Annotated in this window: 21 protein-coding genes; 14 read left to right on the forward strand and 7 right to left on the reverse strand. The window is 70.2% G+C overall.

Annotated features, from left to right (window positions below; genetic code table 11):
• The coding region (locus CS062_RS21400; protein WP_143742441.1) for an energy transducer TonB at window positions 1-394 on the forward strand (394 nt) is incomplete at its 5' end.
• A 27-nt stretch (window positions 395-421) separates the two neighbouring features.
• Here the strand turns inward: CS062_RS21400 and CS062_RS21405 are convergent.
• Window positions 422-1,363, reverse strand: coding sequence for a LysR family transcriptional regulator (locus tag CS062_RS21405; RefSeq protein WP_099863583.1), 942 nt, complete (start codon window positions 1,361-1,363; stop codon window positions 422-424).
• Between the two features lie 151 nt (window positions 1,364-1,514).
• On the opposite strand from CS062_RS21405, the gene CS062_RS21410 reads away from it, so the two are divergent.
• Window positions 1,515-2,141 (forward strand): FMN-dependent NADH-azoreductase, encoded by a 627-nt coding sequence (locus CS062_RS21410; RefSeq protein WP_099863584.1) that lies wholly within the window; start codon window positions 1,515-1,517, stop codon window positions 2,139-2,141.
• Between the two features lie 89 nt (window positions 2,142-2,230).
• Window positions 2,231-3,103: a pirin family protein gene (locus CS062_RS21415; protein WP_099863585.1), complete on the forward strand. Its 873-nt coding sequence runs from the start codon at window positions 2,231-2,233 to the stop codon at window positions 3,101-3,103.
• A 135-nt stretch (window positions 3,104-3,238) separates the two neighbouring features.
• Here the strand turns inward: CS062_RS21415 and CS062_RS21420 are convergent, their stop codons facing one another.
• Genes CS062_RS21420 through CS062_RS21430 form a run of 3 tightly spaced genes read right to left on the reverse strand, consistent with a single transcriptional unit; the run spans window position 3,239 to window position 6,881 of the window.
• Complete coding sequence (locus CS062_RS21420; protein WP_099863586.1) at window positions 3,239-4,189, reverse strand: pirin family protein; 951 nt, start codon at window positions 4,187-4,189, stop codon at window positions 3,239-3,241.
• A complete protein-coding gene (cueR, locus tag CS062_RS21425) occupies window positions 4,186-4,641 on the reverse strand; it encodes a Cu(I)-responsive transcriptional regulator (protein ID WP_099863587.1) in 456 nt (151 codons plus the stop codon). Before cueR ends, CS062_RS21420 begins: the two co-directional genes overlap by 4 nt.
• 14 nt (window positions 4,642-4,655) lie before the next feature.
• The gene (locus CS062_RS21430; RefSeq protein WP_099863588.1) at window positions 4,656-6,881 is read right to left on the reverse strand and encodes a heavy metal translocating P-type ATPase; all 2,226 of its coding nucleotides are present in this window, start codon (window positions 6,879-6,881) and stop codon (window positions 4,656-4,658) included.
• A gap of 127 nt (window positions 6,882-7,008) precedes the next feature.
• Between CS062_RS21430 and CS062_RS21435 the strand changes: the two genes are divergently transcribed.
• On the forward strand, window positions 7,009-7,203 hold the full coding sequence (locus CS062_RS21435) for a heavy-metal-associated domain-containing protein (RefSeq protein WP_099863589.1): 195 nt from the start codon (window positions 7,009-7,011) through the stop codon (window positions 7,201-7,203).
• A 15-nt stretch (window positions 7,204-7,218) separates the two neighbouring features.
• On the opposite strand, the gene CS062_RS21440 is transcribed toward CS062_RS21435, so the two are convergent.
• Both CS062_RS21440 and CS062_RS21445 read right to left on the reverse strand, forming a co-directional pair.
• Window positions 7,219-9,378, reverse strand: coding sequence for a xanthine dehydrogenase family protein molybdopterin-binding subunit (locus CS062_RS21440; protein WP_099863590.1), 2,160 nt, complete (start codon window positions 9,376-9,378; stop codon window positions 7,219-7,221).
• A gap of 1 nt (window position 9,379) precedes the next feature.
• Window positions 9,380-9,850, reverse strand: coding sequence for a (2Fe-2S)-binding protein (locus tag CS062_RS21445; RefSeq protein ID WP_099863591.1), 471 nt, complete (start codon window positions 9,848-9,850; stop codon window positions 9,380-9,382).
• Between the two features lie 506 nt (window positions 9,851-10,356).
• Here CS062_RS21445 and CS062_RS21450 point away from each other — a divergent pair.
• Complete coding sequence (locus tag CS062_RS21450; protein ID WP_158238870.1) at window positions 10,357-13,110, forward strand: TonB-dependent receptor plug domain-containing protein; 2,754 nt, start codon at window positions 10,357-10,359, stop codon at window positions 13,108-13,110.
• Window positions 13,111-13,550: 440 nt separating this feature from the next.
• Window positions 13,551-16,454 (forward strand): TonB-dependent receptor plug domain-containing protein, encoded by a 2,904-nt coding sequence (locus CS062_RS21455; protein ID WP_158238871.1) that lies wholly within the window; start codon window positions 13,551-13,553, stop codon window positions 16,452-16,454.
• Window positions 16,455-16,586: 132 nt separating this feature from the next.
• Here CS062_RS21455 and CS062_RS21460 read toward each other — a convergent pair whose 3' ends face one another.
• Window positions 16,587-17,363 carry a TetR/AcrR family transcriptional regulator gene (locus CS062_RS21460; RefSeq protein WP_099863594.1) on the reverse strand — a complete coding sequence of 259 codons (777 nt, stop codon included), beginning with the start codon at window positions 17,361-17,363 and terminating at the stop codon, window positions 16,587-16,589.
• 231 nt (window positions 17,364-17,594) lie between these two features.
• On the opposite strand from CS062_RS21460, the gene CS062_RS21465 reads away from it, so the two are divergent.
• The 8 genes from CS062_RS21465 to bioB all read left to right on the forward strand — a co-directional run bounded on the left by CS062_RS21465 (window position 17,595) and on the right by bioB (window position 26,365).
• Window positions 17,595-19,202 carry a carboxyl transferase domain-containing protein gene (locus tag CS062_RS21465; RefSeq protein ID WP_099863595.1) on the forward strand — a complete coding sequence of 536 codons (1,608 nt, stop codon included), beginning with the start codon at window positions 17,595-17,597 and terminating at the stop codon, window positions 19,200-19,202.
• A 35-nt stretch (window positions 19,203-19,237) separates the two neighbouring features.
• Window positions 19,238-19,822: a GNAT family N-acetyltransferase gene (locus CS062_RS21470; RefSeq protein WP_158238872.1), complete on the forward strand. Its 585-nt coding sequence runs from the start codon at window positions 19,238-19,240 to the stop codon at window positions 19,820-19,822.
• Window positions 19,819-21,063 carry an alpha/beta hydrolase family protein gene (locus tag CS062_RS21475; protein WP_143742442.1) on the forward strand — a complete coding sequence of 415 codons (1,245 nt, stop codon included), beginning with the start codon at window positions 19,819-19,821 and terminating at the stop codon, window positions 21,061-21,063. The genes CS062_RS21470 and CS062_RS21475 overlap by 4 nt, the downstream gene beginning before the upstream one ends.
• 50 nt (window positions 21,064-21,113) lie before the next feature.
• The gene (locus CS062_RS21480) at window positions 21,114-21,926 is read left to right on the forward strand and encodes an enoyl-CoA hydratase/isomerase family protein (RefSeq protein ID WP_099863598.1); all 813 of its coding nucleotides are present in this window, start codon (window positions 21,114-21,116) and stop codon (window positions 21,924-21,926) included.
• Window positions 21,927-21,989: 63 nt separating this feature from the next.
• Window positions 21,990-23,321, forward strand: coding sequence for an adenosylmethionine--8-amino-7-oxononanoate transaminase (gene bioA / locus CS062_RS21485; RefSeq protein ID WP_099863599.1), 1,332 nt, complete (start codon window positions 21,990-21,992; stop codon window positions 23,319-23,321).
• Window positions 23,311-24,516: an 8-amino-7-oxononanoate synthase gene (gene bioF / locus CS062_RS21490; protein WP_099863600.1), complete on the forward strand. Its 1,206-nt coding sequence runs from the start codon at window positions 23,311-23,313 to the stop codon at window positions 24,514-24,516. The genes bioA and bioF overlap by 11 nt, the downstream gene beginning before the upstream one ends.
• A complete protein-coding gene (bioD, locus tag CS062_RS21495; RefSeq protein WP_099863601.1) occupies window positions 24,513-25,271 on the forward strand; it encodes a dethiobiotin synthase in 759 nt (252 codons plus the stop codon). The genes bioF and bioD overlap by 4 nt, the downstream gene beginning before the upstream one ends.
• Window positions 25,268-26,365 carry a biotin synthase BioB gene (gene bioB / locus CS062_RS21500; protein ID WP_099863602.1) on the forward strand — a complete coding sequence of 366 codons (1,098 nt, stop codon included), beginning with the start codon at window positions 25,268-25,270 and terminating at the stop codon, window positions 26,363-26,365. Before bioD ends, bioB begins: the two co-directional genes overlap by 4 nt.
• The last annotated feature ends 31 nt before the right edge of the window (window positions 26,366-26,396 follow it).

Here is a 26,396-nt window from a genome sequence, read left to right on the forward strand (position 1 = left end):
CGCGCAGACGGTGGCGCCGCCCTCGACCCCACCGCAGCCGCTGTCGGAGGCACCCGCGCCGCAGGTCGTGTCGATGGCCGCCCCATCGACGGCGGCGCCGGCCGGTCGCGCGCCCGAGCCGGAACCGGCCGAGGCCGACGAGCCGGTGCCGCTCAAGCTCGTTCGCAAGGTCGACCCCGAGTACCCGCGCGCCTTGCTGGCCCAGCAGCGCCAAGGCGCGGTGCTGGTGCAGTTCACCGTCCGGCCGGACGGCTCGGTCGACGCGCCGCAGGCGATGCGCTCGCCCGATCGCAAGCTGAGCGCCGCCGCCATCAACGCCGTCAAGCAATGGCGTTTCGAACCGATCCCGACGCCGCGTCAGGTCAGCGTGGAGATCGGCTTCCAGGTCGACTGACGCGAAGCGCTGCCAGCATGGCGGCGCTCACAGCCCATACATCGCCGCCTGGTCGAAGGGCGCCAGCTCCGCGGCCATCGCATCGAGGAACAGCCGCGTGCGCAGCGGCATCAGCCGTCGCTGCGGGAACACGGCCCAGCAGGTCGACGGCTCCGCGCACCAGTGCGGCAGCACCCGCAGCAGCTCGCCGCGGTCGACGAAGCCCTGTGCGTACTGGTTGCCGACCCAGGTGATGCCGAGGCCCGCCCGCGCCATCTGCAGCAGCATGTCGGGCGCATTGACCAGCGTGCGGCTGTCCGGCACGCCGACCCATTCCAGGCGCTGATCGGCCTGGCCGTCGACGATGCCGAACAGGCGCCACGGCAACGGCTCGCCGGCTCGGCTCAGGATCATCAGGCCATGCATGCTCAGCAGGCCTTCGGGCAACTGCGGCTCGCCGTGGCGCTGCAGGTAGGCTGGCGACGCGTACAGCCCGCTGCTGAACATTGCCAGCCGACGCGCTGCCAACTGGCTGTCCGGCGGCAACTGGCCCATGCGCACCGCGATGTCGAAGCCTTCGGCGATCAGGTCCACCCGCCGCGGCGACAAGTCCAGCTCCAGCTGTACCTCCGGATAGTCGCCGACGAAGCGGCTCAGCATCGGCGTGAGCATCTGGTGCGCGAAGTCCGCGGGCATCGACACCCGCAGCCGACCGGTGGGCCGCTGCTGTCGATGCAGTGCCAGCGCCAGCGCGCCGTCCACCTCGCCCGCCAACGTCCGCGCATGTTCGAGCACGCCCTGGCCGAACTCGGTCAGCGTCAGCCGTCGGGTGCTGCGCTGGAGCAGCTTCTCGCCGAGACGCTCCTCCAGCGCCGCGATCCGCCGCGACACCGTCGACTTGGGCAGCTGCAGCCGCTCCGCCGCCCGGCTGAAGCTGCCGCTCTCCATCACGCGGGCGAAGACGAGGAGGTCGTCAGCATCGAGGCTCATGGGGCATCCGTTGGAGGTGAAGTGATTGTTCGATCAATGGAACAATCTTATCCAGGAAGGCGTCTTCCGGTGCCATGGGGTGATCAATACAGTTCATTCCATCCCATCACACCCCCGGCTGATCCAGCCGAAACGCACGGAGAAACGCACCATGAACATCCTCCAGATCAATTCCAGCGCTCGCCGTCTGCATGAAGGCCAGGGCTCGATCTCGACCCTGCTGGCCAATGAAGTGGTTCAGCAACTGGTCGAGCGCAACCCGGGCGCCAAGACGGTGGTGCATGACCTGGCGGTGCGTCCGCTGCCTCCGATGGACGAGGCCACGCTGGGCGCGCTGTTCACCCCGGCGGATGCCCGCAGCCAGGCGCAGGCCGACCGCGTGGCGTTCAACGACCAGCTGATCGCCGAACTGCAGGCCGCCGACGTGATCGTGCTGACCGCGCCGATGATCAATTTCGGCGTGTCCTCGCAGCTGAAGAACTGGATCGACGCGGTGGCCCGCGCCGGCGTGACCTTCAGCTACGGCGCCAACGGCCCGGTCGGCCTGGTCACCGGCAAGAAGGTCATCGTCGTCAGCTCGCGCGGCGGCGTGCACCGCGGCCAGCCGACCGACAACATCGTCCCCTACCTGCAGGTGACGTTGGGCTTCCTGGGCATGACCGATGTGAAGTTCGTGCTGGCCGAAGGCCTCAACATGGGCGAGGAAGCCGCGGCCAAGGGCCTCGCAGCGGCTCGTGAGGAAATCGCCGCGCTGTTCGGCGAAGCCCAGCCCGCCTGAATCGGCTCCGCCCGCCCAGAAAGGGCGGGCCCTTCGGGGGAGGGCCGCTCCCCCTCGTTCGCCAATCACCTTTCTGGAAAGGATCCATCATGACCGCCGCCACCCCTGCCACCCTGCTTCGGACGCCCCGCCAGGTCGAGCGCCTGGTGCAGGGCAGGGCCACCCGCGATGGCGCGGGCGTCAAGCTGACGCGCGTGCTGACACAGGACCTGCAGCGGCGCCTGGATCCCTTCCTGATGCTGGATGCCTTCGGCACCGACGATGCCGACGACTACATCGCCGGCTTCCCCGACCATCCGCACCGCGGCTTCGAGACCGTGACCTACATGCTGGAAGGCCGGATGCGTCATCGCGACTCGGCCGGCCATGAAGGTCTGCTGGGCCCGGGCGGCGTGCAGTGGATGACCGCTGGCCGTGGCGTGATCCATTCGGAACTGCCCGAGCAGCAGGAAGGCCGCATGGAAGGCTTCCAGCTGTGGCTGAACCTGCCCGGCCGCGACAAGATGCGCGACCCCTGGTACCGCGACATCGCCAGCGCCGAGATCCCCGAGCTGGCGCTGCCGGGCGCGACGGTGCGCGTCATCGCCGGCGAGAGCCATGGCGTGGCCGGCGCGGTGCAGCGCGATGCGACGCAGCCGACCTACCTCGACATCCGCCTCGAGCCGGGCGCGAGCTTCGAGCAGGCGCTGCCCGAGTCGCACAACGCCTTCGTGTACGTGTACCGCGGGGCGCTGCGCTTCGACACCGGCTGCCTGGTGCCGACCGGCCGGATGGCGATCCTGGCCAACACGCCGGGCTCGGATGGCGCGCGCCTGACCGCGTCGGAGGAGGGCGCGCGCGTCATCCTGGTGGCCGGCCAGCCGCTGGGCGAGCCGATCGCGCAGTACGGCCCCTTCGTGATGAACACCGAAGGCGAGCTGCTGCAGGCGGTGCGCGACTTCCAGGCCGGCAAGTTCGCCTGAGTCCTGCCTTCGGCCACGCGCCGTCGGCGATCCTCCCGGATCGCTGGCGCGCATGACCGCTGGCGGCCGCCGTCGGGCCGCCAAGCCGAAGCAGGCGCCGGAGCGGGGGCGGGGCGCAGGGCCCCGCCGTGAAGCTCAGCGCGGTGTCTTGAGCGGCGGCACCACGGGCGCCAGCAGCCGGGGGCCGTCGAAGCCCTGCACCGCCCCGAAACGGCCGCCGTCCTCGCGGCTGTTCCATTCCTCGGCGTAGGCCTGCATCTCCTCGCGAGCGCGGCCGACGAAGTTCCAGAACAGCAGCACCGGCTCGCCGAACGGCGGGCCGCCCAGCAGCAGCGCGCGGCTCTTGCCGCCGCCCGACAGCAGCTTCAGCGACTGCGCGCCCGGGGCGACATACAGCAATTCGCCGGGCTTGCTGGCGCCGGCGGACTCGCCGTCCAGCGTGACCGAGAGCTCGCCCTCGAGCACCATCAGCCCGTACTCGTGGTCCGGATGCAGCGGCAACGTCGCCTCGGCGGCGCGCGACGCGCTCAGGTCCATGCCCAGCAGCGGCGTGTGGCTGGGCACCGGCGACCGCTGGCCGCCGAATTCGCCGACCAGCAGCATCGTGTCGAAGCCGCCGGTCGCGAACGACGGCAACTCCGGGAAGTGCTGGAAGGCCGGCTCGCGATGCCGCACCGCATCGGGCAGCGCGATCCACAGCTGCGCGAGCTGGAGACGGTCGGACCGCGATTCCTCGGTGTGGCTGATGCCCCGGCCGGCGGTCATGAGGTTCACCTGGCCGGGCCGCAGCATCTGCTCGGAGCCGAGGCTGTCGCGGTGCAGCACCTCGCCCTCGATCATCCAGCTGAAGGTCTGGAGCCCGGTATGCGGATGCGGGCCGACGCGCATCGCCGTCTCGGGCGTGAGGTCGGCCGGGCCGGCGTGGTCGAGGAAGCACCAGGCGCCGATCATGCGGCGCCGGGCGGTGGGGATCGCGCGGCGGATGCTCAGGCCGCCGACATCGCCCAGGTGCGCGCCGATGCGCTCCCAGCGGGCAGGGACGGGATCGGCATGCGGGCCGGCGGCCGGATCGAGGGGGGCTCTCATGGGATGGCTCCTTGTGAGAGGTCGTCGAGGATGGGGCAGTCGGGGCGGTCGTCGCCATGGCAGCAGCGGGCGAGCTCGGCCAGCGCCCGCCGCATGGCCTGCATCTCCGCCAGACGGCGATCCAGGTCGGCGATGTGGGCCTCGGCGATGCGCTTGACCTGGCCGCTCGCGCGGCGGCGGTTCTGCCAGAGCTTGAGCAGCTCGGCGATCTCCGCCATCGAGAAGCCCAGGTCGCGCGCGCGGCGGATGAAGCGCAGCGTGTGCACCTCCTTCTCGCCATAGAGGCGGTAGCCGGCGCCGGTGCGCGCCACCGGCGGCAGCAGGCCCAGCGACTCGTAGTGGCGCAGCATCTTCGGCGACACGCCGGAGCGCGCCGCCGCCTGGCCGATCGTCAGCGGCGCCGCGTCGTCGGCGGTTGCGCCGGCATCGGCCGCCGTGTCGCGGGTCGTCATCGAGGAAGCAGCGGTCATCGGGCGGTTCCCTTCCAGCGCTTGAGCAGCAGCGCGTTGCCGAGCACGGAGACGCTGGACAGCGCCATCGCCGCGCCGGCGATCACCGGACTCAGCAGTCCCAGCGCCGCCAGCGGCACGCCCAGCAGGTTGTAGATGAAGGCCCAGAACAGGTTCTGGCGGATCTTCGCCACCGTCGCGCGCGACAGCGCGATCGCATCGGCGACCAGTCGCGGGTCGCCCCGCATCAGCGTGATGCCGGCGGCTTCCATCGCCACGTCGGTGCCGCCGCCCATCGCCAGGCCGACATCCGCGGCGGCCAGTGCCGGCGCGTCGTTGATGCCATCGCCGACCATGGCCACGCGCGCACCGCCAGCGCGCAGCTCGGCGACGATGCGCGCCTTGTCCTCCGGCAGCAGCTCGGCGCGAACCTGGTCCAGCCCCAGCGCGTCGGCGGCCGCCTGCGCGGCGGCGGCGTTGTCGCCGCTGAGCATCAGCGTGCGCAGGCCCAGCGCCTTCAATTCAGCGATCGCCGCGGCCGAGGTCGGCTTGGCGCGGTCGCCGAAGGCCAGCATCGCCACCAGCACCGGCGTGCCCTCGCCTTCGTCCGCCGCCAGCCAGGACAGGGTCTGGCCGCTCGTCATCTCGGCGTTCGCCTGAGCGGCCAGCGGCGAGAGGTCGACGCCGAGCTCCGCCATCCAGCGCCCGCTGCCCAGCTTCAGCGCACGGCCCTGGACGCGGCCCTCGATGCCCCGACCGGCGATGGCCCGGACGGCGGCGGCCGGTGCGGTCGCCAGCGCCCGCGCGGATGCGGCGTCGCGCACCGCGCGCGCCAGCGGATGCTCGCTGCCCAGCTGCAGCGCGGCGGCCAGCCGCAACGCTTCGGTCTCGTCCTGGCCGGGGACCGTCACGAAGGCGGTCAACCGCGGCTTGCCCTCGGTCAGCGTGCCGGTCTTGTCGAACACGACCAGGTCGACGCGCCGTGCCTGCTCCAGCGCTTCGGCGTCCTTGATCAGCAGGCCGCGTCGCGCCGCGACGCCGGTGCCGACCATGATCGCGGCGGGCGTCGCCAGCCCCAGGGCGCAGGGGCAGGCGATCACCAGCACCGCCACCGCATGGATCAGCCCGCGTTCCCAGTCGCCGCTCGCCAGACCCCAGCCCATCAGCGTGACGGCGGCGATGACGAGCACCGCCGGCACGAACACCGCGCTCACCCGGTCCACCAGGCGCTGGATCGGCGCCTTGTGCGCCTGCGCCGACTCGACCAGCCGGACGATGCGCGACAGCGTGGACTCGGCGCCCAGTGCCGTGACCTCGACCAGCAGCAGGCCTTCGCCATTGACCGCACCGCCGACGACGCGGTCCCCCTCGGCCTTCTCGACCGGCAGGCTCTCGCCGCTGATCAGCGATTCGTCGACGTGGCCTCGGCCCTCGCGGATGCGGCCGTCGGCGGGAATGCGCTCGCCGGGGCGCACGACCATCAGGTCCCCCAGCCGGAGCTGCGCCAGCGGCAGGTCGATCTCCTGCGACGCGCCGGTCGGGCCGCGGCGCACGCGGGCATGCTCCGGGCGCAGCTGCTTCAGCGCGGCGATGGCGCTGAGCGTCTGGCGCTTGGCGCGTCCCTCCAGCCACTTGCCCAGCAGCACCAGCGTGATGACGGCGGCAGCCGATTCGAAGTACAGCGCGCCACTCGCCGCGCCGTGCCGGAGCAGCTCATAGACGCTCAGTCCATAGGCCGCGGTGGTGCCGAGCGCGACGAGCAGGTCCATGTTGCCGCTGCGGTCCTTCAGCGCGGCCCAGCCGGCGCGGTAGAAGCGCGCGCCCAGCCAGAACTGCACCGGTGTGGCCAGCACCAGCTGCCACCAGCCGGAAAGCATCAGGTGGCCGCCCCACAGCATCGCGACCATCGGCGCGATCAGCGGCAGCGTCAGCAGCGCCGCGGTGAGCACCGGCCAGCCGGTGGCCGACCAGGGCGACGGCGGAGGCGGCGTGTCGTCCTCGACCGCCAGCTCGCGGGCCTCGTAGCCGGCCTTGCCGATGGCCGCGACCAGCGCGGCCGCGTCCACGCCGGGCAGCAGGCGCACGGTGGCGGTCTCCAGCGCGAGGTTCACCTGGGCATCCTCGACGCCGGGTACCTTGCGCAGCGCGCGCTCGACGCGGTTGACGCAGCTCGCGCAGGTCATGCCGGCCACGGCGAGCTGCAGCTCGCCGGCCGGCGCGGTGAGGGGGGAGGCGGTGTTCATGGCGGCAGTCTCAAGCTTGCCATGATGGGAAGGTCAAGGCCATGCCCCGGATGGGAGAAGCGTCTTGACCCTGCCACGATGGCAAGGTTTAACCTTCGGGCCGTCCATCGTTTCCCGGGAGTTCCCCATGCATGAATTCAAGTTGCCCGACATGAGCTGCGGCCACTGCCTCGCCGCCGTGACCGAGGCGGTCAAGGAAGCCGACGCCGGGGCCGAGGTCGATGTCGACCTGCCGCAGAAGACGGTGCGGGTGGAAAGCAGCCTGAGCCGCGAGCAGCTGGCCGGCGTGCTCAGCGAGGCCGGCTACCCGCCGGCCTCCTGAGTTTGCGGCGGGCGCTCAGGCCCGCTTCAGCGCCTCGCCGTCGAACGGCAGCTGGCGCAGCCGTTTGCCGGTGGCCGCGAAGATCGCGTTGGCCACGGCCGGTGCGATCGGCGGCGTACCCGGCTCGCCGATGCCGCCGGGCGCCTCGTTGCTCTGCACGATGTGCACGTCCACCTTGGGCATCTCGTTCAGGCGCAGCACCGGGTAGTCGTGGAAGTTGCTCTGCTCGACCTTCCCCTCCTTGAAGGTGATGCGGCCGTACAGCGCCGCGGACAGGCCGTAGACCACCGCGCCCTCGATCTGGCGGGCGATCGTCTGCGGATTGACCGTCTGACCGCAGTCCACCGCCGCCGTCACGCGGTGCACCTTGATCGCACCGTCCTTGCCGACGGACACCTCGGCCACCTCCGCCACCCAGGTACCGAAGCTCTCCGCCACCGCGATGCCGCGGTGCCGGCCCTTGGGCAGGGGGCGGCTCCAGCCGGCCTTCTCGGCCGCGAGCAGCAGCACGCCCCGCGCGCGCGGATGCTTCTCCAGTAACGCGAGGCGATATTTCAGCGGATCGGCCTTGGCGGCGTGCGCGAGCTCATCGATGAAGCTCTCGATGAAGAACGCGTTCTGCGAATGCCCCACCGAGCGCCAGAACCACACCTGCGGGCCCGGCTCGGCGCGGCCGTAGGCGACGCGCTGGTGCGGGATCTCGTAGGGATGGTCCGCCAGGCCCTCGACGGCCATCGCGTCGACGCCGTTGTCGGGGATCTTCATGAAGCCGGAAGCCGCCATGATGGACGGGCTCGCCACCTCGGCCCGCAGCATCAACGGCTGGCCCTTGTCGTCCAGACCGGCTTCGAAGCGCACCCGCGAGACCGGGCGGTAGTAGCCGGCGGCCATGTCGTCCTCGCGGGTGTAGATCAACTTCACCGGGCTGCCGCTGAGCTTGGACAGCAGCGTGGCATCGATGGTGAAGTCCGGCGCGAAGCGGCGCCCGAAGCCGCCGCCCAGCAGCAGCGTGTTGACCTTGACCTTCGCCGGCGTGACCTGGGCGACCTGCGACAGGATGCCCTGCGCCGGTCCCTGGCTCTGGGTGCCAGCCCAGATCGTGACCTCGTCGCCGCGCACCCAGGCCAGGCAGTTCAGCGGCTCCATGCAGGCATGGGCGAGGTAGGGCACGTCGTACTGCGCGGACAGGCTGCGCGCGGAATTGGCGCTGCCGTCCTTGACGTTGCCGGCCTCGCGCGCGATCGCGCTGGCGTTCTGCAGGCCCTCGTCGAGCGTCGTGGACACCTTGTCGGTCGACAGGTCCGCATGCACGCCCAGGTCCCACTCGATGCCGAGCGCGTCGCGTCCCTGCTTCGCGGCCCAGTAGCCATCGGCCAGCACCGCCACGCCGGACGGGATCGCGATGACCTTGCGCACGCCCTTGATCGCCTTGGCTTTGTTCTCGTCGAAGGCCTTGGGCTTGCTGCCTGCGATCGGCGCGCGCGCCATCACCGCGACCAGCATGCCGTCGACATGCGCGTCGATGCCGAACTTGGCCGAGCCGTCGATCTTGGCCGCGCTGTCCAGCCGGCGCGTCGGCTTGCCCATGATGCGGAAGTCCTTGCGATCCTTCAGCACCGGCTTCTCGGGCACCGGCTGCCGGGCGGCGGCCTCGACCAGCGCGCCGTAGCCGAGCTTGCGGCCGTTCGGGCCGATGACCTGGCCGCGCTCGGTGCGCAGCGATGCCGCGTCCACGCCCCACTGCTGTGCCGCGGCCGCGACCAGCATCTGGCGCGCCGCCGCGCCGGCCTGGCGCACCGGCGTCCAGTGGGCGCGCACCGTGGTGCTGCCGCCGGTGGCCTGCATGCCGAACATCGGATTGTTGTAGGCAGTGTTGGCCGGCGCCTGCTCGACCGAGACCAGCGTCCAGTCGGCATCCAGTTCCTCGGCCACCATCATCGGGATGGCGGTCAGCACGCCCTGGCCCATCTCGGCCGAGCCGCACACCACGGTGACCTTGCCGTCCGGCGTGATGCGGAGCCAGGCATTGGGGGCGAAGGTGTTGCTCGCAGCGGGCGATGCGGCCTGAGCCAGCGCCGCGCGGGTCGTCGCCAGCGGCAGCGTGAAGGACAGCGTCAGCGCCGCGCCGGCCTTGAGCAGCCCGCGGCGGCGGGGGGAGTCGACGGTGATGCCCATGTCAGCCTCCCTTGGCCAGCGTGGCCGAGGCGTCGTGGATCGCCGCCCGGATCTGGTTGTAGGTGCCGCAGCGGCAGACGTTGCCGCTCATGGCGCCGTCGATGTCGGCATCGGTCGGCTTCTTCTTGCCGGCCAGCAGCGCGCAGGCGCTCATGATCTGGCCGCTCTGGCAATAGCCGCATTGCGGCACGTCGATCTTGAGCCAGGCCTTCTGCACCGCGCGGCCGGTGGGCGTGGCACCCACGCCTTCGATCGTCGTGATCTTCTTGCCGGCGGCCGTCTCGAGCGGCGTCTGGCAGGCGCGCACCGGCTGGCCGTCCAGGTGGACGGTGCAGGCGCCGCACAGCGCCATGCCGCAACCGAACTTGGTGCCGGTCAATTGCAGGTCCTCGCGCAGCGCCCACAGCAGGGGCATCTGCGGATCGGCATCGAGCGTCACCGCCTTGCCGTTCACGGTCATCGAAATGGACATGGGGAATTCCTCCTGGGGACGCCTGGGCGGTCCGCCGCGCCCGGTCCTTCGCGAAGGGGGCCGGGTCTTGCGGCGGGGGTGCGCAAGGGTAGCGCGTTCGCTCCGAAGGCGTGCGGGATGGGGCGCCGATGCCCCCTGAAGGTCGACCCGGTCGGGGCTTACCCGCATGAGAGGGCGAGAGGCGCACCGGAGTGGTGCTCATTTCAGGCGGGAGGGTTTTCCCGCGCTTTGGGTGAGGTAACCGGCCGTCCCCAGTCCAAGTCAGCTCACTTTTGCAGCGCCGGCGCGATAGCCGCCCGGATTTGCGAGGAGCGGACGAGACGGCGTGAAGCTTTGTTGCTGATTTGCAATGGATGACGACGGACACGGGGGAGGCCACTCCCCAGAATCCGCCCCCTCGCGCCCACCGGGTGATCCCCCGGGCGCGATCCGGTCCCCCGCGCGGGGTGCCGGTCTCCTCGGCCGGTGCGACCCATCCGGCCTTTCATCAATTCGCAAGTGGAAGTATGAGAAAGAACAACCAGCTCTCCCTGTCCCTGAGCGCCGCCGCGGCGCTGCTGTGCTGCGCCCAGATCGCGCAGGCCCAGGCGCAGGACACGACCCAGCTCCAGCGCGTCGAGGTGACCGGCTCCAACATCAAGCGCCTGGCGTCGGAAACCGCCTCGCCGGTGCAGGTCTACAACCGCGAGGAGATCCGTCGCACCGGCGCCAACACCGTACGCCAGGTGCTGGACACGCTGACCTCGACCTCGAGCAGCGAGATCAAGGACGACGGCAACACCTCCAGCTTCGCTTCGGGCGCCTCCGGCGTGTCGATGCGCGGCCTGGGCAAGGGCGCCACGCTGGTGCTGTTGAACGGCCGCCGCGTCGCCAATTTCGGCCTGGCCGATGGCGCCAAGGACACCTTCGTCAACGTGGACTCGATCCCGGCCGATGCCGTCGAGCGCGTGGAAATCCTGAAGGACGGCGCCTCCGCCATCTACGGCTCGGACGCGATGGCCGGCGTGATCAACATCATCACGCGCCGCAGCTACAACGGCGTCGGCGCGTCCGCCAGCTACACCTTCAACGAGAACCCCAGCCTGGGCGCGCAGCGCCAGGCCAGCATCGTGGCGGGCTTCGGCGACCTCGAGAAGGACCGCTTCAACGTCTTCGCCAACATCGAGGCCTATCGCCGCGAGGGCTACACCGTGGCCGACGTCAAGGACGACTACCCGGCGTGGCACAAGTCCTTCTACCTGGCGTCCTTCGGCGACCCCAGCCTGAATTCCTACCCGGGCAACCTGCGCGTGGGCACCAACCGCGTGCCGGTGGCGGGCTGCACGACGCTGAACTCGGCCGGCCAGTGCGTGACCGACATCAATGGCCTGAACCCGGTCTCCGACCCGGCCAAGCGGGTGAACCTGTTCAGCGCCGCCCGCCTGAAGGTCACCGAGGACATCCAGGCCTTCGCCGAGGTGAGCTACTCCAAGACGACCACCGAGTACCTGACGGTGCCGATGGCCATCGGCGCCGGCGCGACCTCGCGCTGGTACGACGGCTACAACAAGGTGGCCCAGTCGGTGGCGCACCCGGTGCTGTCGGCCATCAACCCAGCCAACCCGACCGGCCAGCCGCGTGGCATCGACTACCGGTTCATGGATGACCCCAGCCTGTTCAACTACGACGGCACCGGCAAGCAGTACCGCGTGCTGACCGGCCTGCAGGGCAGCTTCCGCGACATGGACTGGGAAGTCTCGGTCGGTCGCAACGCCGCCGAGGCCGACAAGCTGGCCCGTTGGGGCTCGCGCGAGCTGTTCACCGCCGTCGAATCCGGCGAATACAAGATCGGTGGCGGCAACAGCCGCGAACTGCTCGAGCGCCTGTTCCCGGTCAACGGCTCCAAGGGCAAGAACCACCAGACCTGGGTGGACGCCAAGCTGAGCGGCGAGCTGATGCAGCTGCCGGGCGGCCCGCTGGCCTTCGCCCTGGGGGCCGAGCACCGCCAGGAAGGCGTGTCGATCAAGTCGACCGACAACGTCCTGAAGGCGCAGATCGTGGGCCGCGGCTCGGTGCTGATCGACGGCGAGCGCAACCTCGACGCCGCCTTCCTGGAGCTGAACGCCCCGGTGTGGAAGGGCCTGGAACTCAACGGCGCGCTGCGCTTCGACAAGGCCAGCGGCTTCGACGGCCGTGTGTCGCCGAAGCTGGGCGTCCGCTACGAGGTGTCGCCGCAGCTGCTGCTGCGCGGCACGGTGGCCGGCGGCTTCCGCGCGCCCAACATCCCCGAGACGCTGGGCCAGGTCGGCGTGACCGGCTTCTTCAACAACACGGTGGATCCGGCGCGCTGCGCGACCGCCACGGCCGTCAGCGACATCCTGAAGAAGGGCACCGCCGCCGACCAGGCCGATGCGGCGCTGGCCCTGGCCAGCGGCTGCCGGGCCTCGGTGCCGGCGATGATCTCGGCCAATCCCAACCTGAAGCCGGAAACCTCCAAGAGCATCACCCTGGGCTTCGTGTTCGAGCCGACCCGCAACGCGTCGATCGCCGTCGACTACTTCAAGATCGAGCGCAAGAACGAGATCAACTCGCGTGATCCGGACTATGTGCTGGAACGGGAAGGCAAGCCGGGCTACGAGACCATGATCAGCCGCGCCCCGCTGACCGCGCAGGAGCAGGCCTGGGTGGACCGCGCCAACCAGCTGTCGGGCGGCTCGCTGGCCTGGCAGGCCGGCCAGATCACCTCGCTGCTGCTGCAGTACGAGAACTTCGGCAAGACCGAGACCTCGGGCGTGGACATCGACGTCAAGGGCCGTGTGTCGGCGGGTTCGTTCGGCACGCTGAACCTGGGCGTGGCGGCGACCTACGCGCTGACCTACAAGCCCTGGGACGTCGACGCCAACAAGTGGCGCCCCAACCAGGTCGGCATGTACGAGAACCCGCGCCTGAAGGCGGTGTTCTCGGCCTACTGGAACAAGGGCGACTGGACCACCGGCCTGCGCTTCAACTACACGTCCCGCACCGCGCTGAACCGCGACGAGACGGACCTGGCGAGCTGGGGCGAGGCTGCGTGCCAGACCCGTCTGAAGCCGGGCGCGCTGCCCTGCTTCATCGACGAGGACCTGCGCACCGATTTCAGCCTGGGCTACACCGGCATCAAGAACCTGCGCCTGTCGCTGAACATCAACAACCTGATGGGCGACGAGCGGCCGGTGAACCTGCGTGATGGCTACCGGATCCGTCCGCGTAGCTACAAGATCGGCGCGTCCTACGACTTCTGATCGGAGCGCCCCGCGCGCCGGAGAGACCGCCACGCGCGGTCTCCCGCCCCCCAAAAGCCCGGCCCTGCCGGGCTTTTTTTCGTCCGTCGTCGCGGACATTGCATGACCTCCGGCATGGCCGATCCGCATGTCTTCCGGCACCGGCAATGCCTCGTCATGGTCATTCGGCCTCCCTATCCGTAGTAGTCCCGCCTCCATTTAAGGGGGTTTCTGAGGATAGGGTTCCCCCGCGTTTGACCCGTCGGTCCCGGGTTTCTTCTTATAGGTCTGTCGCATCTTTGCTGCGCGATGTACCAAATGTTTTTGTTGGTGAGCCACACGTTTGCGTCACTGAAAAAATCGGTCCGCGCACCGCACCGGAGTTATCGATTCCGTGGCGCGCTGCGACGTCGGGAAGCAGCGCCATCACCGGGTGCGCCCCTTTTCAAAAGAGGACCGTAATGTCTCGTCAACTTACCCACAGGGCGCTGGCACTGACCAGCATCGCGATCGCCAGCACGCTGGCCTGCGGCATCGCCGCCGCGCAGGAGTCGCAACAACTGGAGCGTGTCGAAGTCACGGGCTCCAACATCCGCCGCACCGCGGCCGAAGGCACGTCGCCGATCGACCGCATCACGCAGGCCGAGATCCGCGCCAGCGGTGCAAAGACCGCGCTGGAGCTGATGAAGATGGTTCCCGCGATGGGCACCGACGGCTTCAGCGACACGCCGGGGCAGAACAGCTTCTCGCGTGGTGTCGCCACCGCCTCGCTGCGGGGCCTGGGGTCGACCTCGACCCTGGTGCTGCTGAACGGCCGCCGCCTCACGCCGGCTGCCTACGCGAACCCGAACAACGGGACCTCGACGCTCTACGACCTGAACTCGATCCCGGTGTCCGCGCTGGAGCGCGTCGAGATCTTCAAGGACGGCGCCTCGGCGGTGTACGGCTCGGATGCGGTTGGCGGCGTCATCAACTTCATCACGAAGAACGATTACCAGGGCATCCAGATGGGTGCCACGGTCGGTGCCAACGATGACGGCGAATTCAGCCGCCAGACGGTCAACGGCGCGTTCGGCTTCGGCGACTTCGCCAAGGACGGCTTCAACCTGCTGGTCAGCGCGGACATCACGCATCGCGGTCGCACCATGACCCGCGACGTCAAGGACATCCACGCCGACGACTATCGCGCCATCAACCTGCGCCTGAATCCGTACGGCTCGTTCTCGTCGGCCTCGCCCTTCCTCACCCGTGAAGGCTCCCCCGGCCAGCTGAACTTCCCGCAGGGGAACCCGGCCAACGTCGTGATCCGCACCAACTGCGATCCGTCGCAGCAGATCACCGGCGGCGCCGTCTACGGCATCACCCAGGCGCCGCTGCTGAACCGCACGTTCTGCAACTTCGTCCTCGACAACTACAACGAGGCGCAGAACAAGGGCACGGACGGCAGCCTGATCTCGCGCGCGAGCTTCCGCGTCAGCAACGACATCACCGCTTTCGCCGAAGCCGGTTACGCGCGGACCGAGCGCGACTACCTCGGCGCCCCGCGCACGATCAGCGGCCTGAGTCCGTCGAGCAACTTCCTGCTGGGCAATGTGGCACCGTCCTTCCAGCCGGTCCTCGAGATCGGGCATCCGGACAACCCGTTCCCGAACGCGCGCGCCGCGGTGCAGATGCGCTTCGAGAACATCCGGGGCGGCAGCGAGCTGACCAACCAGCAGTACCGCGCCCTGGGCGGCGTCAAGGGCACGACCGGCGCCTTCGACTGGGAAAGCGCGGTCCTGTGGAACAAGGCCAAGCGGGAGGAAACCAGCTTCGGCTTCCTGAATCTGGACGTGCTGCGCACCATGCTCGGCCCGAACGGCCGCACCCTGGCGCAGATTGCCGCCGATCCCAACCTGTCGCGCCCGCTGACCAACAACGCGGATGCGTCGATCTGGCAATGGGACGCGAAGGTCGCCACCGAGTTCGGATCGCTGCCCGGCGGCGCCATCGGCGCCGCGGCCGGCGTCGAGATCCGCCGCGAGACGCTGGAGATCACGCCCGACACGCTGAACGCCACCGGCAAGATCCTGGGCCTGGCCAACACGCAGATCGACGGCGCCCGCACGGTGAAGTCGGCCTTCGTCGAGTTCCGCACGCCCTGGCTGAAGACCTTCGAGATGGACTTCGCCGGCCGCGCCGACAAGTACCCTGGCATCAAGACCAACTTCGTGCCGAAGGTCGGCGCGAAGTGGACGGTCATTCCGCAGCTGTCGTTCCGCGGCACCTACTCCGAAGGCTTCCGCGCACCGGCCGTGTCGCAGATCGCTCCGGGCGGCGCGCAGTATTTCGTCAACGGTGTCATCGACCCGGTGCGCTGCGAGGAAGACGGATCGACGCCGAAGCCCGGTGCCGCGATCGCCGACTGCGCGAAGAGCGTGGCCGGTGTGGGCACCTCGAACCCCGAGCTGAAGCCGGAGAAGTCCAAGAGCCATTCGTTCGGCGTGATCTTCTCGCCCAACAAGAACGTGGACATCGTGGTCGACTACTTCAACATCGTGAAGAAGGGCGAAGTGGCCCTGCTCGATGTGCAGAGCGTGGTGGACCATCCGGAGCGCTATCCCGGCCTGATCCTGCGTGACACCAACCCCGCGCTGCAACTGCCGGGCGTGGCGAACTCCGGTCCGCTGCTGTTCGTGCAGACGCCCTGGGTCAACCAGGGCAGCACCGAGGTGTCGGGCATCGACTTCGAGGTCAAGACCAACATGATCCCGAAGGAAGGCCTGCGCTGGACCAACCAGCTGCGCGGCACCTACATGACGCGCTACAGCCGCGAAGAGCACGTGGGCGACGCGCGCAACAACCTGGTGGGCACGAACGGCGGCCTGGCCGACTGGGCGACCTCCGCCGGCGACGTGCCTCGTCTGAAGTTCCGTGCCACCTCGACGCTGGACATCGACGGCAAGCACTCGCTGATGGGCGCGATGAACTGGGTGAGCGGCGTGTCGTTCATCCGCCGCATGGACGGTGCGGTGCCGGAGTACTACTCGGGCAACACCTGCCACTGGGGCGGTCCGAACCCGGACGGCCTGACCGGCCGGACGGTGCTGGGCGTGGCGCCGACCGCCACCAACGGCCGGGACCTGTACATCAACCGCTACCCGAGCTGCTCGACCGGCAAGTGGATGACCTTCGACGTCGGCTACACCTACACCGGCTTCAAGGATCTGTCGCTGTCGCTCAACATCCAGAACGTGACCGACGAGAAGGCGCCGTACTACCCCGGCACCAACACCAACGCCAACACGATCCTGGGTTGGAACCCCGGTATGCACAACGGTTACGGCCGCTACTGGACGTTCACCGCGAACTACACCTTCAAGTGATCGACGCCGGCTTCGGCCGGCTTGAGTTCCAAGCGAATGGGGCCCCTGGGGCCCCATTTTTCGTTTGAGCGATCCGGGGGGCGTAGGGGCCTCCCGAGTCTTGCGCCAGCCTGCTGGCCGGCCGGCCGAGGTTCAGCCCTTGCCGTCCTCGCCCGCGTCGACCAGCGCCTGCGCCACACGGGCCTTCATGCGCCGCAGCGCCTTGAGCTCCTGGTCCGGCGCCTGCAGCGCCGGCCACAGCAGCGCGACCAGGTCGCGCGCCGCCGCGTCCACCTGGATCTGCCGGCCCGCGATGATCACCTCCCACAGCATGTGCTCCATCGGCCCGAAGACCAGCGAGCGCAGCAGTCGCAGCGGGATGTCCTGCCGCACTTCGCCCTGCGCCTGGCCGCGCGCCAGCAGGTCCATCAGCGGCGCCGTGTAGCGGCGCTGCAGGTCCACGAAGGCGGCGCCGAAGTCCTGGCCTTCGCCGCGCGTCACCGGCGCCTCGCGCTTGCGACCTTCCGACAGCACCAGCTCGCACAACCCGGTGCCCTGGATCAGGAACAGCCGCAGGTGCGTGTGCACGACGAACTCCAGCTGGTCCCGGATCGGTCGGCCACGCGGCAGTCCCGACTCGATCGCCTCGATGATTTCGTCGTACCAGTCGCCGATCACCCGCATGCACAGCTCGCGCTTGCCGCGGAAGTAGGTGAAGACCGTCGCCTCGGAGATCCCCAGCCGCTGCGCGATTTCGGTCGTCGTCGCGCGCTCGTAGCCGCGTTCGGCGAACACGAACCGGCTCTCGCGCAGGATGTCCCGCACCCGCTGCTCGGCCTTGGCGCCCACCGGCGAGCGGCGCTGCGCGGGCAGCGCGGCGGCGGATGCCGGAACGGCGCCAGCGGGGCGAGGAGGGATGGAGGCGCTCATGAAGGGCCGATTCTCCCGATTTATTGAGCCCGGCTCAAGTGGGAGGTCTCCGCAGCCGGACATCTGGCGGCGACCTGAGTTTCTCGCGTATGCTTCGCGCCTTGCGCCGGCCCGGTGATCCCGGACCGCAGCGCCCCACCAGCGCTCGCCCCACAGAATTGAGCGCGGCTCATATGAGCGTTTCAGCGGCAATGCCTGCCGTTGAGCGCAGATGCCCGGAGACACCCCACCATGCCCCAGCTGTCCACCAAGCTCAACGCCCGCTCGGCCGACTTCAAGGCCAACGCGGACGCGATGCGCGGTCTGATCGACGACCTCAACGCCCGCCTGGCCAGGATCGCCGAGGGCGGCGGCGAGGCCGCGCGTGCCAAGCACGTGGGCCGCGGCAAGCTGCTGCCCCGGGACCGGGTCGAGATGCTGCTGGATCCGGGCACGCCCTTCCTGGAGCTGGCCCCGCTCGCGGGCCTGGACATGTATGACAACGCCGCCCCGGGCGGCGGCGTGATCGCCGGCATCGGGCGGGTGTCCGGCGTCGAGTGCGTGATCGTCTGCAACGACGCCACCGTCAAGGGCGGCACCTACTACCCGATCACCGTCAAGAAGCACCTGCGCGCGCAGGAGATCGCCGACCAGAACCGCCTGCCCTGCATCTACCTGGTGGACAGCGGCGGCGCCAACCTGCCCAACCAGGACGAGGTCTTCCCCGACCGTGACCACTTCGGCCGCATCTTCTTCAACCAGGCCAACCTGTCGGCCAAGGGCATTCCGCAGATCGCCGTGGTGATGGGGTCCTGCACCGCCGGCGGCGCCTACGTGCCGGCGATGAGCGACGAGACCGTCATCGTCAAGAACCAGGGCACGATCTTCCTGGGCGGCCCGCCGCTGGTGAAGGCCGCCACCGGCGAGGTGGTCAGCGCCGAGGACCTGGGGGGCGGCGACGTCCACACCCGCCTGTCCGGCGTCGCCGATCACCTGGCCGAGAACGACACCCACGCGCTGGCGATCGCGCGCCAGTCGGTGGCCCGCCTCAACTGGCGCAAGCAGGGCGAGCTGCTGACGCAGGCGCCCCAGCCGCCGGCCTACGACCCGGCCGAGCTGCACGGCGTGATCCCGACCGACACCCGCAAGCCCTTCGACGTGCGCGAGGTCATCGCCCGCATCGTCGACGCCAGCGTCTTCGACGAATTCAAGGCGCGCTACGGCAACACGCTGGTCTGCGGCTTCGCCCACATCGAGGGCATGCCGGTGGGCATCGTGGCCAACAACGGCATTCTCTTCGCCGAGAGCGCCAACAAGGGCGCGCACTTCATCGAACTCTGCTGCCAGCGCAAGATCCCGCTGGTGTTCCTGCAGAACATCACCGGCTTCATGGTCGGCCGCAAGTACGAGAACGAAGGCATCGCGCGCGCCGGCGCCAAGATGGTCACCGCGGTCGCCTGCGCGCAGGTGCCCAAGTTCACCGTGATCATCGGCGGCAGCTTCGGCGCCGGGAACTACGGCATGTGCGGCCGCGCGTACTCGCCGCGCTTCCTCTGGATGTGGCCCAACGCCCGCATCTCGGTGATGGGCGGCGAGCAGGCCGCGTCGGTGCTGGCCACGGTCAAGCGCGACGGCATCGAGGCCAAGGGCGGCCAATGGTCCGCGGACGAGGAGGAGGCCTTCAAGGCGCCGATCCGCCAGCAGTACGAGGACCAGGGCCATCCGTACTACGCCAGCGCCCGGTTGTGGGACGACGGCGTGATCGACCCGGCCGACACCCGCCGCGTGCTGGCGCTGGGCTTGTCCGCCGCGCTGAACGCCGAGATCCCCGAGACCCGGTTCGGCGTGTTCCGGATGTAAGGTCCGGCCTCCGACCGCTGCCCATGCGCCCGACGATGACCGCCATCACCTTGCGACCGCTCGCCGCCACCGATTCGATCGAGGCGCTGACCGCGCTGCTGCACGCGTCCTATGCGTCGCTGGCGGCCCAGGGCTGGAATTTCACCGCCGTCGACCAGAGCGTGCAGACCACCCGCGAGCGGGTCGCCGCCGGCCAGGCCTTCGTCGCGGCGACCGCGTCCGGCGAACTGGTCGGCACCGTCACCGTCGCGCCGCCGAAGCGGCCCGATGGCCGCTACCTCGGCGACCCGGTGCCCGATTGCTACACGCAGCCCGACACGGCCATCCTCGCCCAACTCGCCGTGCATCCGTCCTGCCGTGGGCAGGGGGTGGCCGAGCAGCTGATGGACCTCGCCGAGGACTGGGCCCTCGCCCAGGGCTATGCGCATGTCGCGCTCGACACGGCCGTGCCTGCCGAGGCCTTGCGCCGGCGTTACGAGCGCCGGGGCTATGCGCTGATCGGCGACCTGCAGTGGGCCGGCAAGACCTATCGGAGCGTGCTGATGCGCAAGGCGCTCGGACAGGGACAGAGACCGGGGCAGGCGCCCGGGCAGACGGACGCCGCGGAGGCCCGCGCATGAGCATGAGCATCGGCAGCCGCATGCGCGGCGCACTGGGCGTGGCGCTGCTGCTCGGACTCGCCGCCGGGACGCTGCCCGCCGCGCGCGCCCAGGACACGACTGTCGGTGATGCACCGCCGGCGGCCTCCGCAACCGGCTCGGCACCGGCGCGTCTGGCCAACGACATCCGCGAGGCGGTGATCCGGGTGCCGGTCTCGGTCGAGAACCACCTCGGCCGCAAGCTCGACGCCGAGCTGATCGTGACGACCTTCCGTCCGCCGGGGCCGGGGCCATTCCCGCTGGCAGTGATCAGCCACGGCCGCCCGCCGCAGGAATCCAGGCGCGCGGCCATGCCGCGACAGCGGCTCGAGTCCGCCGCCCGCTATTTCGTCCGCAAGGGCTTCGCGGTGGCGGTGCCCACACGCATCGGCTATGGCGAGCTGGCGGCCGTCGGCGATCCGGAGTCGAGCGTGCGCTGCGACACGCCGCGTTATGCCTCCGCCGCCGAGGCTGCTGCCGCGGAGCTGTCCGCCGTCGTGCGGCATCTGCAATCCACCGCCGACATCGACCCGAGCCGCGTCGTGCTGGTCGGCCAGTCGCTGGGCGGCTTCGCAACGCTCGCCACGACCGGCGAGCGGCTGCCCGGCGTGGTGGCCGCGATCGACTTCGCCGGCGGTCATGGCGGCAACCCCGACACCCGCGCCGGCGAGCCCTGCCGGCCCGACGAACTGCGCCGCCGATTCGCCGATTTCGGCCGCCGCGCCGCCGCGGACGGCCGTCCGGTGCCGACCCTGTGGGTCTTCACCGAGAACGACCGCTTCTTCGCCCCGCAGCACCAGCGCCGCTGGGCCGAGGCCTACCGCGAAGCGGGCGGGCTGGTGCAGACGCGCGAGCTGCCGGCTTTCGGCGAGGACGGCCACCAGCTGTTCGCGCGCGGCAACGACATCTGGCAGCCGATCGTCGACGCCTTCCTCAAGCCGCTGGGCTTTCCGATTCCCGGCGCATTGACGCCCCCCGCGGACGGCGCGGCGATCACGGACGAGGTGCGGAGCCTGCCGTCCAGCCGGCTCGCCGCCGGCTACCGCAAGTTCCTCGCCGCCCAGGAGCCTCGCGCCTTCGCCACCAACGGCCTGCGTTGGGGCTATGCCTACGGCGACGACGCGCCCTCACGCGCGCTGGCGCTGTGCGATCAATACACCGACGGCGAGGAGCGCTGCCGCCTCTACGCCATCAACCGGACCGTCGTCTGGAGCGCCCCCTGACGCGGCGCCACCAGCTCGACGACCTCGCCACCTTCGCCTCCCTCATCGCCATGACCTCGCCCGACCTGAATCCGACCACGCTGCGCGTCGAGCGCTCCGGCCCGAACGGCGCCGTGGCCCGAGTGACGCTGAACCGCCCGGAGGTGCGCAATGCCTTCAACGACACCGTCATCGGCGAACTGACCGCGGTGTTCGAGGCCCTGGGTCGCGACGAGCGCCTGCGTGCGATCGTGCTGGCCGCCGAAGGCAAGGCCTTCTGCGCCGGTGCGGACCTCCACTGGATGAAGGCGATGGCCGGCTACAGCTGGGACGAGAACCATGCCGACGCCGGCCGCCTGGCCCAGATGCTGTGGACGCTCTACAGCTGCCCGGTGCCGGTCATCGCGCGCGTGCAGGGCGATGTCTACGCCGGCGGGGTCGGGCTGGTGTCGGTCTGCGACATCGTCGTCGCGACCGAGGCCGCCGGCTTCTGCCTGTCCGAGGCCAAGCTCGGCCTGCTGCCCGCCACCATCGGTCCCTACGTCGTGCGCGCGCTGGGCGAGCAGGCCTCGCGCCGCTACTTCGTGACCGCCGAACGCTTTACCGCCGCCGAGGGCCATCGGCTTGGCCTGGTGCATGAACTGGCCGCCGACGCCGAGGCGCTCGATGCCAAGGTCGATGCGCTGGTCGCCGCCTTGCTGGCCAATGGCCCGGCGGCGGTGCGCGCCTGCAAGCGCCTGGTGCAGGACGTGGCCCATGTCCCCCTCACCGCGACGCTGCGCGACGACACCGCGCGCCGCATCGCCGACATCCGCGCCAGCGCCGAAGGGCGCGAGGGCGTGCAGAGTTTCCTGTCCAAGGGCAAGCCGTCATGGCTGGCCTGAGGCACGCGTCGCGATCGCCCCGCTCGAGCCTCTCGCCGCTGTCCTTCCAGAGCTGAGTTCCGAATGTCCGAAGCAGTACGACAAGACTGGCAGCGCCGCAGCCTCGCGGCGGTCTGGCACCCGTGCACGCAGATGGCGCGCGCGCAGGACGTGCCGCCGCTGCCGATCGCCCGCGGCGAGGGGCCCTGGTTGTTCGACCATGAGGGCCGGCGCTATTTCGACGCCAACAGCTCCTGGTGGGTCAACCTGTTCGGCCATGCCGACCGGGGCCTGAACGACGCGATCAAGCGGCAACTGGACACGCTGCCGCATGTGATGCTGGCCGGCTGCACCCACGAGCCGGCCGTGCGCCTGGCCGAGCGGCTGTCGGCACGCACCGGCGGCGCGCTGGGCCATCTGTTCTTCGGCAGCGACGGCGCCTCGGCGGTCGAGATCGCCCTCAAGCAGAGCTTCCATTCGTGGCGCAACCGCGGCCGCGCCGACAAGCGCGAGTTCGTGTGCCTGCGCCACGGCTATCACGGCGAGACCATCGGCGCGCTGGCCGTCACCGACGTGGCGATCTTCCGCGATGCCTACGACCCGCTGCTGATGCGCAGCCACATCGTCACCTCGCCCGACCAGCGCCTGGGCAACGAGGCGCAGGCGCTCGCCGAGATGCGCGCGCTGCTGGCCGAGCGGCATGCGCAGCTCGCCGCGGTCATCGTGGAGCCGCTGGTGCAGGGCGCGGCCGGCATGTCGATGTACGGGCCGAGCTACCTGAAGGCGCTGCGCGCGCTGTGCACCGAGTTCGAGGTGCACCTGATCGCGGACGAGATCGCGGTGGGCTGCGGCCGTACCGGCACCTTCTTCGCCTGGGAGCAGACGGCGCCCGCGGCGAAGGGCGACTGGCCCGATTTCCTGCTGCTGTCCAAGGGCATCACCGGCGGCACGATGGCGCTGTCGCTGGTGCTGACGACCGACGAGGTCTACCAGGCCTTCTGGTCCCAGGACGTGACGCGTGGCTTCCTGCACTCGCACAGCTACACCGGCAACCCGCTGGCCTGCGCCGCGGCCAATGCGGTGCTGGACCGCTTCGACGCGGGCCAGCTCGAGCGCAATCAGCAACAGGCCGCCTGGCTGGCCGAGGCCTTCGCGCCGCTGGCCGCCGATCCGCGGGTGAGGCACCTGCGCCAGCGCGGGATGATCCTGGCCTTCGACATCGACCCGGCGACGACCGCGCCGGTCGAGCGCTTCGCCGAGAAGTTCCACCTCGCCGCGCGCCGGCACGAGCTGCTGATCCGCCCGATCGGACAGACCGTGTACCTGATGCCGCCTTACCTGATCGACGAGCAGGCGGCGCGTTTCCTGGCGCAGGCGGTGAGCGCGACGCTGGAGGAGGTGGTCCATGCTGCTTGACCATTTGCAAGCCAAGCTGGACGCGATCCGCGCCCAGGACCTGACGCGCTTCACCCGCATCGCCGAAACCGGCACCGCGCCCCGCCAGACGGTGCGAGGCGCCGACGGCGTCGCGCGCGAGCTGACCATGTTCTGCAGCAACGACTACCTGGGCCTGGCCGCGCATCCGGCAGTGACCGCGGCGCTGGTCGAGGGTGCGCAGGTGTACGGCGGCGGCTCGGGCGCGTCGCCGCTGGTCAGCGGGCATTCGCGGGCCCACCACGACGTCGAGGCGCTGTTGGGGCGCTGGTTCGAACCGCACATTCCCGAAGCCAGGGCGATCGGCTTCTGCACCGGCTACATGGCCAACCTGGCGGTGGTGGCCGCGCTGGGCGATGCCGATGCGGAGATCTTCAGCGAGACGCTGAACCATGCCTCGCTGATCGATGGCACGCGGCTCGCGAAGGCCAAGGTGTCCCGCTACGCGCATTGCGATGTCGAGGACCTGCGCGCGCGGCTGGCCGCGAGCACCGCGCGCATCAAGCTGATCGTCACCGACGCGGTCTTCAGCATGGACGGCGACATCGCCCCGCTGCCGGCGCTGCTGCAGGCCGCCGAGGATTTCGATGCCTGGCTGATCGTAGACGACGCCCATGGGCTGGGCGTGCTCGGCGAGACCGGGGTCGGCACGCTGGAACACTTCCGGCTGCGCAGCGAGCGGCTGATCCTGATGGGCACGCTGGGCAAGGCGGCCGGGCTCGCCGGTGCCTTCGTCGTCGCGCACCGGACGATCACCGACTACCTGCTGCAGGCGGCCCGCAACTACATCTTCTCGACCGCCTCGCCGCCAGCGGTGGAGCATGCGCTGCTCACCAGCCTGGCGCTGATCCGCGGCGAGGTCGGCGCCCAGCGCCGTGCCTCGCTGCGCGCCTTGCAGGCCCGCTTGCGCGCCGGCATCGGCGCGCTGCTTGATCGCCATCCGACGCTCACCTGGAAGCTGGCCGACTCGCAGACGCCGATCCAGCCGCTGATCGTCGGTGGCAATGCCGAGGTGATGGCGCTCGCCGCGGCGCTGGAGCGCGAAGGCCTGCGGGTGCCGGGCATCCGGCCGCCGACGGTGCCCAAGGGCGAGGCCCGCTTGCGCATCACCTTGTGCGCGACTCACACCGAGGCCGATGTCGATCGGCTGCTCGCCGCGCTGGAGGCCTGCGCATGACCACGTCCCCCAAGGCGGTGGCGCCGAACCCGGCCACGACGCCGCGGCCGCTGCACGGCTTCTTCATCACCGGCACCGACACCGAGATCGGCAAGACCTGCATCACCGCCGGCCTGACGCGAGCCTTCGACGACCTGGGCCGCTATGTCACGCCGATCAAGTCGCTGGCGGCCGGACAGACGCGGGACGCCGATGGCGCCTGGGTCAACGAGGACGTCGCCTTGCTGCATGCCGCCCAGCAGCAGGGCATGACGATGGACGAGGTCGGCCCGCTGCAGTTCCGCGAGCCTTGCGCGCCGCACATCGCCGCGCGGCTCGAGGGCCGCGCCATCGACCGGCTGGCGCTGCTGACGGCGATCCGGCGCTCGGCGGCCAAGGGCGACTTCGCGCTGATCGAAGGCGTCGGTGGTTTCCGCGTGCCGCTCACCGACGACTGGGACACCGCCGACCTGGCCGTCGACCTGGCGATGCCGGTGGTGCTGGTCGTCGGCCTGCGGCTGGGCTGCATCAACCACGCGCTGCTGACGGCCGAAGCCATCCTGGCGCGCGGCCTGCGCCTCGCCGGCTGGGTGGCCAACACCGCCGACCCCCATCAAGCCCATGTGGCGGACAATCTGGCCGCCTTGCGCGCCGGCCTCGACCAGGCCCTGGGCGCGCCGTGCTGGGGCCATGTGCCCCGCCTTCCCGATCCCTCTCCCGCGGCCGTGGCCGCGCATCTGCAGCAAGCGCTGCTGCTGAACGCCTTGAAAGCATGACGATGAAGCAGACCGTCAACCAGATCCAGACGCTGACCCCGACCACCGACGAACTGCGTCGCAACGCCAAGCCCTGGACCGTCAACGAGATCGCCGCGCTGTTCGAGCTGCCGTTCAACGACCTGCTGTTCCGTGCGCAGCAGGTCCACCGCGAGCACTTCGACCCGAACGCAGTGCAGCTGTCCACGCTGCTGTCGATCAAGACCGGCGGCTGCGAGGAGGACTGCAAGTACTGCCCGCAGTCCGCGCACTTCGACACCGGCCTGAAGGCCGAGAAGCTGATTCCGCTCGAGGAAGTCATGGAGGCGGCCCGCGCCGCCAAGGCCAACGGTGCCACCCGCTTCTGCATGGGCGCGGCCTGGCGCTCGCCCAAGGAGCGCCACCTGGAGGCCATCGGCGAGATGATCACCGAGGTCAAGGCGCTGGGCCTGGAGACCTGCCTGACCGCCGGCATGCTGGGCGACGGCCAGGCCGAGCAGCTGCGCGAGGCCGGGCTGGACTACTACAACCACAACCTGGACACCTCGCCCGAGTTCTACGGCCAGATCATCACGACGCGCACCTACCAGGACCGCCTGGACACGCTGGAGCGGGTGCGCGGCGTGGGCCTGAAGGTGTGCTCGGGCGGCATCGTCGGCATGGGCGAGACGCGCCGTCAGCGCGCCGGCCTGATCGCGCAGCTGGCCAACCTGGATCCGTATCCGGAATCGGTGCCGATCAACAACCTGGTGCAGGTCGAGGGCACGCCGCTGGCCGGCACCGAGGCGCTGGACCCGTTCGAGTTCATCCGCACGATCGCGGTGGCGCGCATCACGATGCCGCGCGCGATGGTGCGCCTGTCCGCCGGCCGCGAGGAGATGCCCGAGACGATGCAGTCGCTGTGCTTCCTGGCCGGCGCCAACAGCATGTTCTACGGCGACAAGCTGCTGACGACGAGCAACCCGCAGGCCGAGAAGGACCGCCAGCTGATCCAGCGTCTGGGCATGCACTGCGCCACCGAGGCCGAGCTGAGCGCCGACGCGGAGGCCGATCGCGCCCACGGCTGCGCGCCGGCCGGCGAGGGCGCCGCGGCGGGCTGCGGTCACCGCCATTGATCGGTCCGGCAGTGGCCCGACCGACCTGAAC

Origin of the sequence: Roseateles chitinivorans (genome assembly GCF_002761755.1) — a bacterium.
GTDB lineage: Bacteria > Pseudomonadota > Gammaproteobacteria > Burkholderiales > Burkholderiaceae_C > Roseateles > Roseateles chitinivorans.

Bases quoted from the DNA above. Each gene is read 5' to 3' on its own strand.
- CS062_RS21405 (WP_099863583.1), bottom strand. From the start codon at position 1,363: ATGAGCCTCGATGCTGACGACCTCCTCGTCTTCGCCCGCGTGATGGAG.
- CS062_RS21410 (WP_099863584.1), top strand. From the start codon at position 1,515: ATGAACATCCTCCAGATCAATTCCAGCGCTCGCCGTCTGCATGAAGGC.
- CS062_RS21415 (WP_099863585.1), top strand. From the start codon at position 2,231: ATGACCGCCGCCACCCCTGCCACCCTGCTTCGGACGCCCCGCCAGGTC.
- CS062_RS21420 (WP_099863586.1), bottom strand. From the start codon at position 4,189: ATGAGAGCCCCCCTCGATCCGGCCGCCGGCCCGCATGCCGATCCCGTC.
- cueR (WP_099863587.1), bottom strand. From the start codon at position 4,641: ATGACGACCCGCGACACGGCGGCCGATGCCGGCGCAACCGCCGACGAC.
- CS062_RS21430 (WP_099863588.1), bottom strand. From the start codon at position 6,881: ATGAACACCGCCTCCCCCCTCACCGCGCCGGCCGGCGAGCTGCAGCTC.
- CS062_RS21435 (WP_099863589.1), top strand. From the start codon at position 7,009: ATGCATGAATTCAAGTTGCCCGACATGAGCTGCGGCCACTGCCTCGCC.
- CS062_RS21440 (WP_099863590.1), bottom strand. From the start codon at position 9,378: ATGGGCATCACCGTCGACTCCCCCCGCCGCCGCGGGCTGCTCAAGGCC.
- CS062_RS21445 (WP_099863591.1), bottom strand. From the start codon at position 9,850: ATGTCCATTTCGATGACCGTGAACGGCAAGGCGGTGACGCTCGATGCC.
- CS062_RS21450 (WP_158238870.1), top strand. From the start codon at position 10,357: ATGAGAAAGAACAACCAGCTCTCCCTGTCCCTGAGCGCCGCCGCGGCG.
- CS062_RS21455 (WP_158238871.1), top strand. From the start codon at position 13,551: ATGTCTCGTCAACTTACCCACAGGGCGCTGGCACTGACCAGCATCGCG.
- CS062_RS21460 (WP_099863594.1), bottom strand. From the start codon at position 17,363: ATGAGCGCCTCCATCCCTCCTCGCCCCGCTGGCGCCGTTCCGGCATCC.
- CS062_RS21465 (WP_099863595.1), top strand. From the start codon at position 17,595: ATGCCCCAGCTGTCCACCAAGCTCAACGCCCGCTCGGCCGACTTCAAG.
- CS062_RS21470 (WP_158238872.1), top strand. From the start codon at position 19,238: ATGACCGCCATCACCTTGCGACCGCTCGCCGCCACCGATTCGATCGAG.
- CS062_RS21475 (WP_143742442.1), top strand. From the start codon at position 19,819: ATGAGCATGAGCATCGGCAGCCGCATGCGCGGCGCACTGGGCGTGGCG.
- CS062_RS21480 (WP_099863598.1), top strand. From the start codon at position 21,114: ATGACCTCGCCCGACCTGAATCCGACCACGCTGCGCGTCGAGCGCTCC.
- bioA (WP_099863599.1), top strand. From the start codon at position 21,990: ATGTCCGAAGCAGTACGACAAGACTGGCAGCGCCGCAGCCTCGCGGCG.
- bioF (WP_099863600.1), top strand. From the start codon at position 23,311: ATGCTGCTTGACCATTTGCAAGCCAAGCTGGACGCGATCCGCGCCCAG.
- bioD (WP_099863601.1), top strand. From the start codon at position 24,513: ATGACCACGTCCCCCAAGGCGGTGGCGCCGAACCCGGCCACGACGCCG.
- bioB (WP_099863602.1), top strand. From the start codon at position 25,268: ATGACGATGAAGCAGACCGTCAACCAGATCCAGACGCTGACCCCGACC.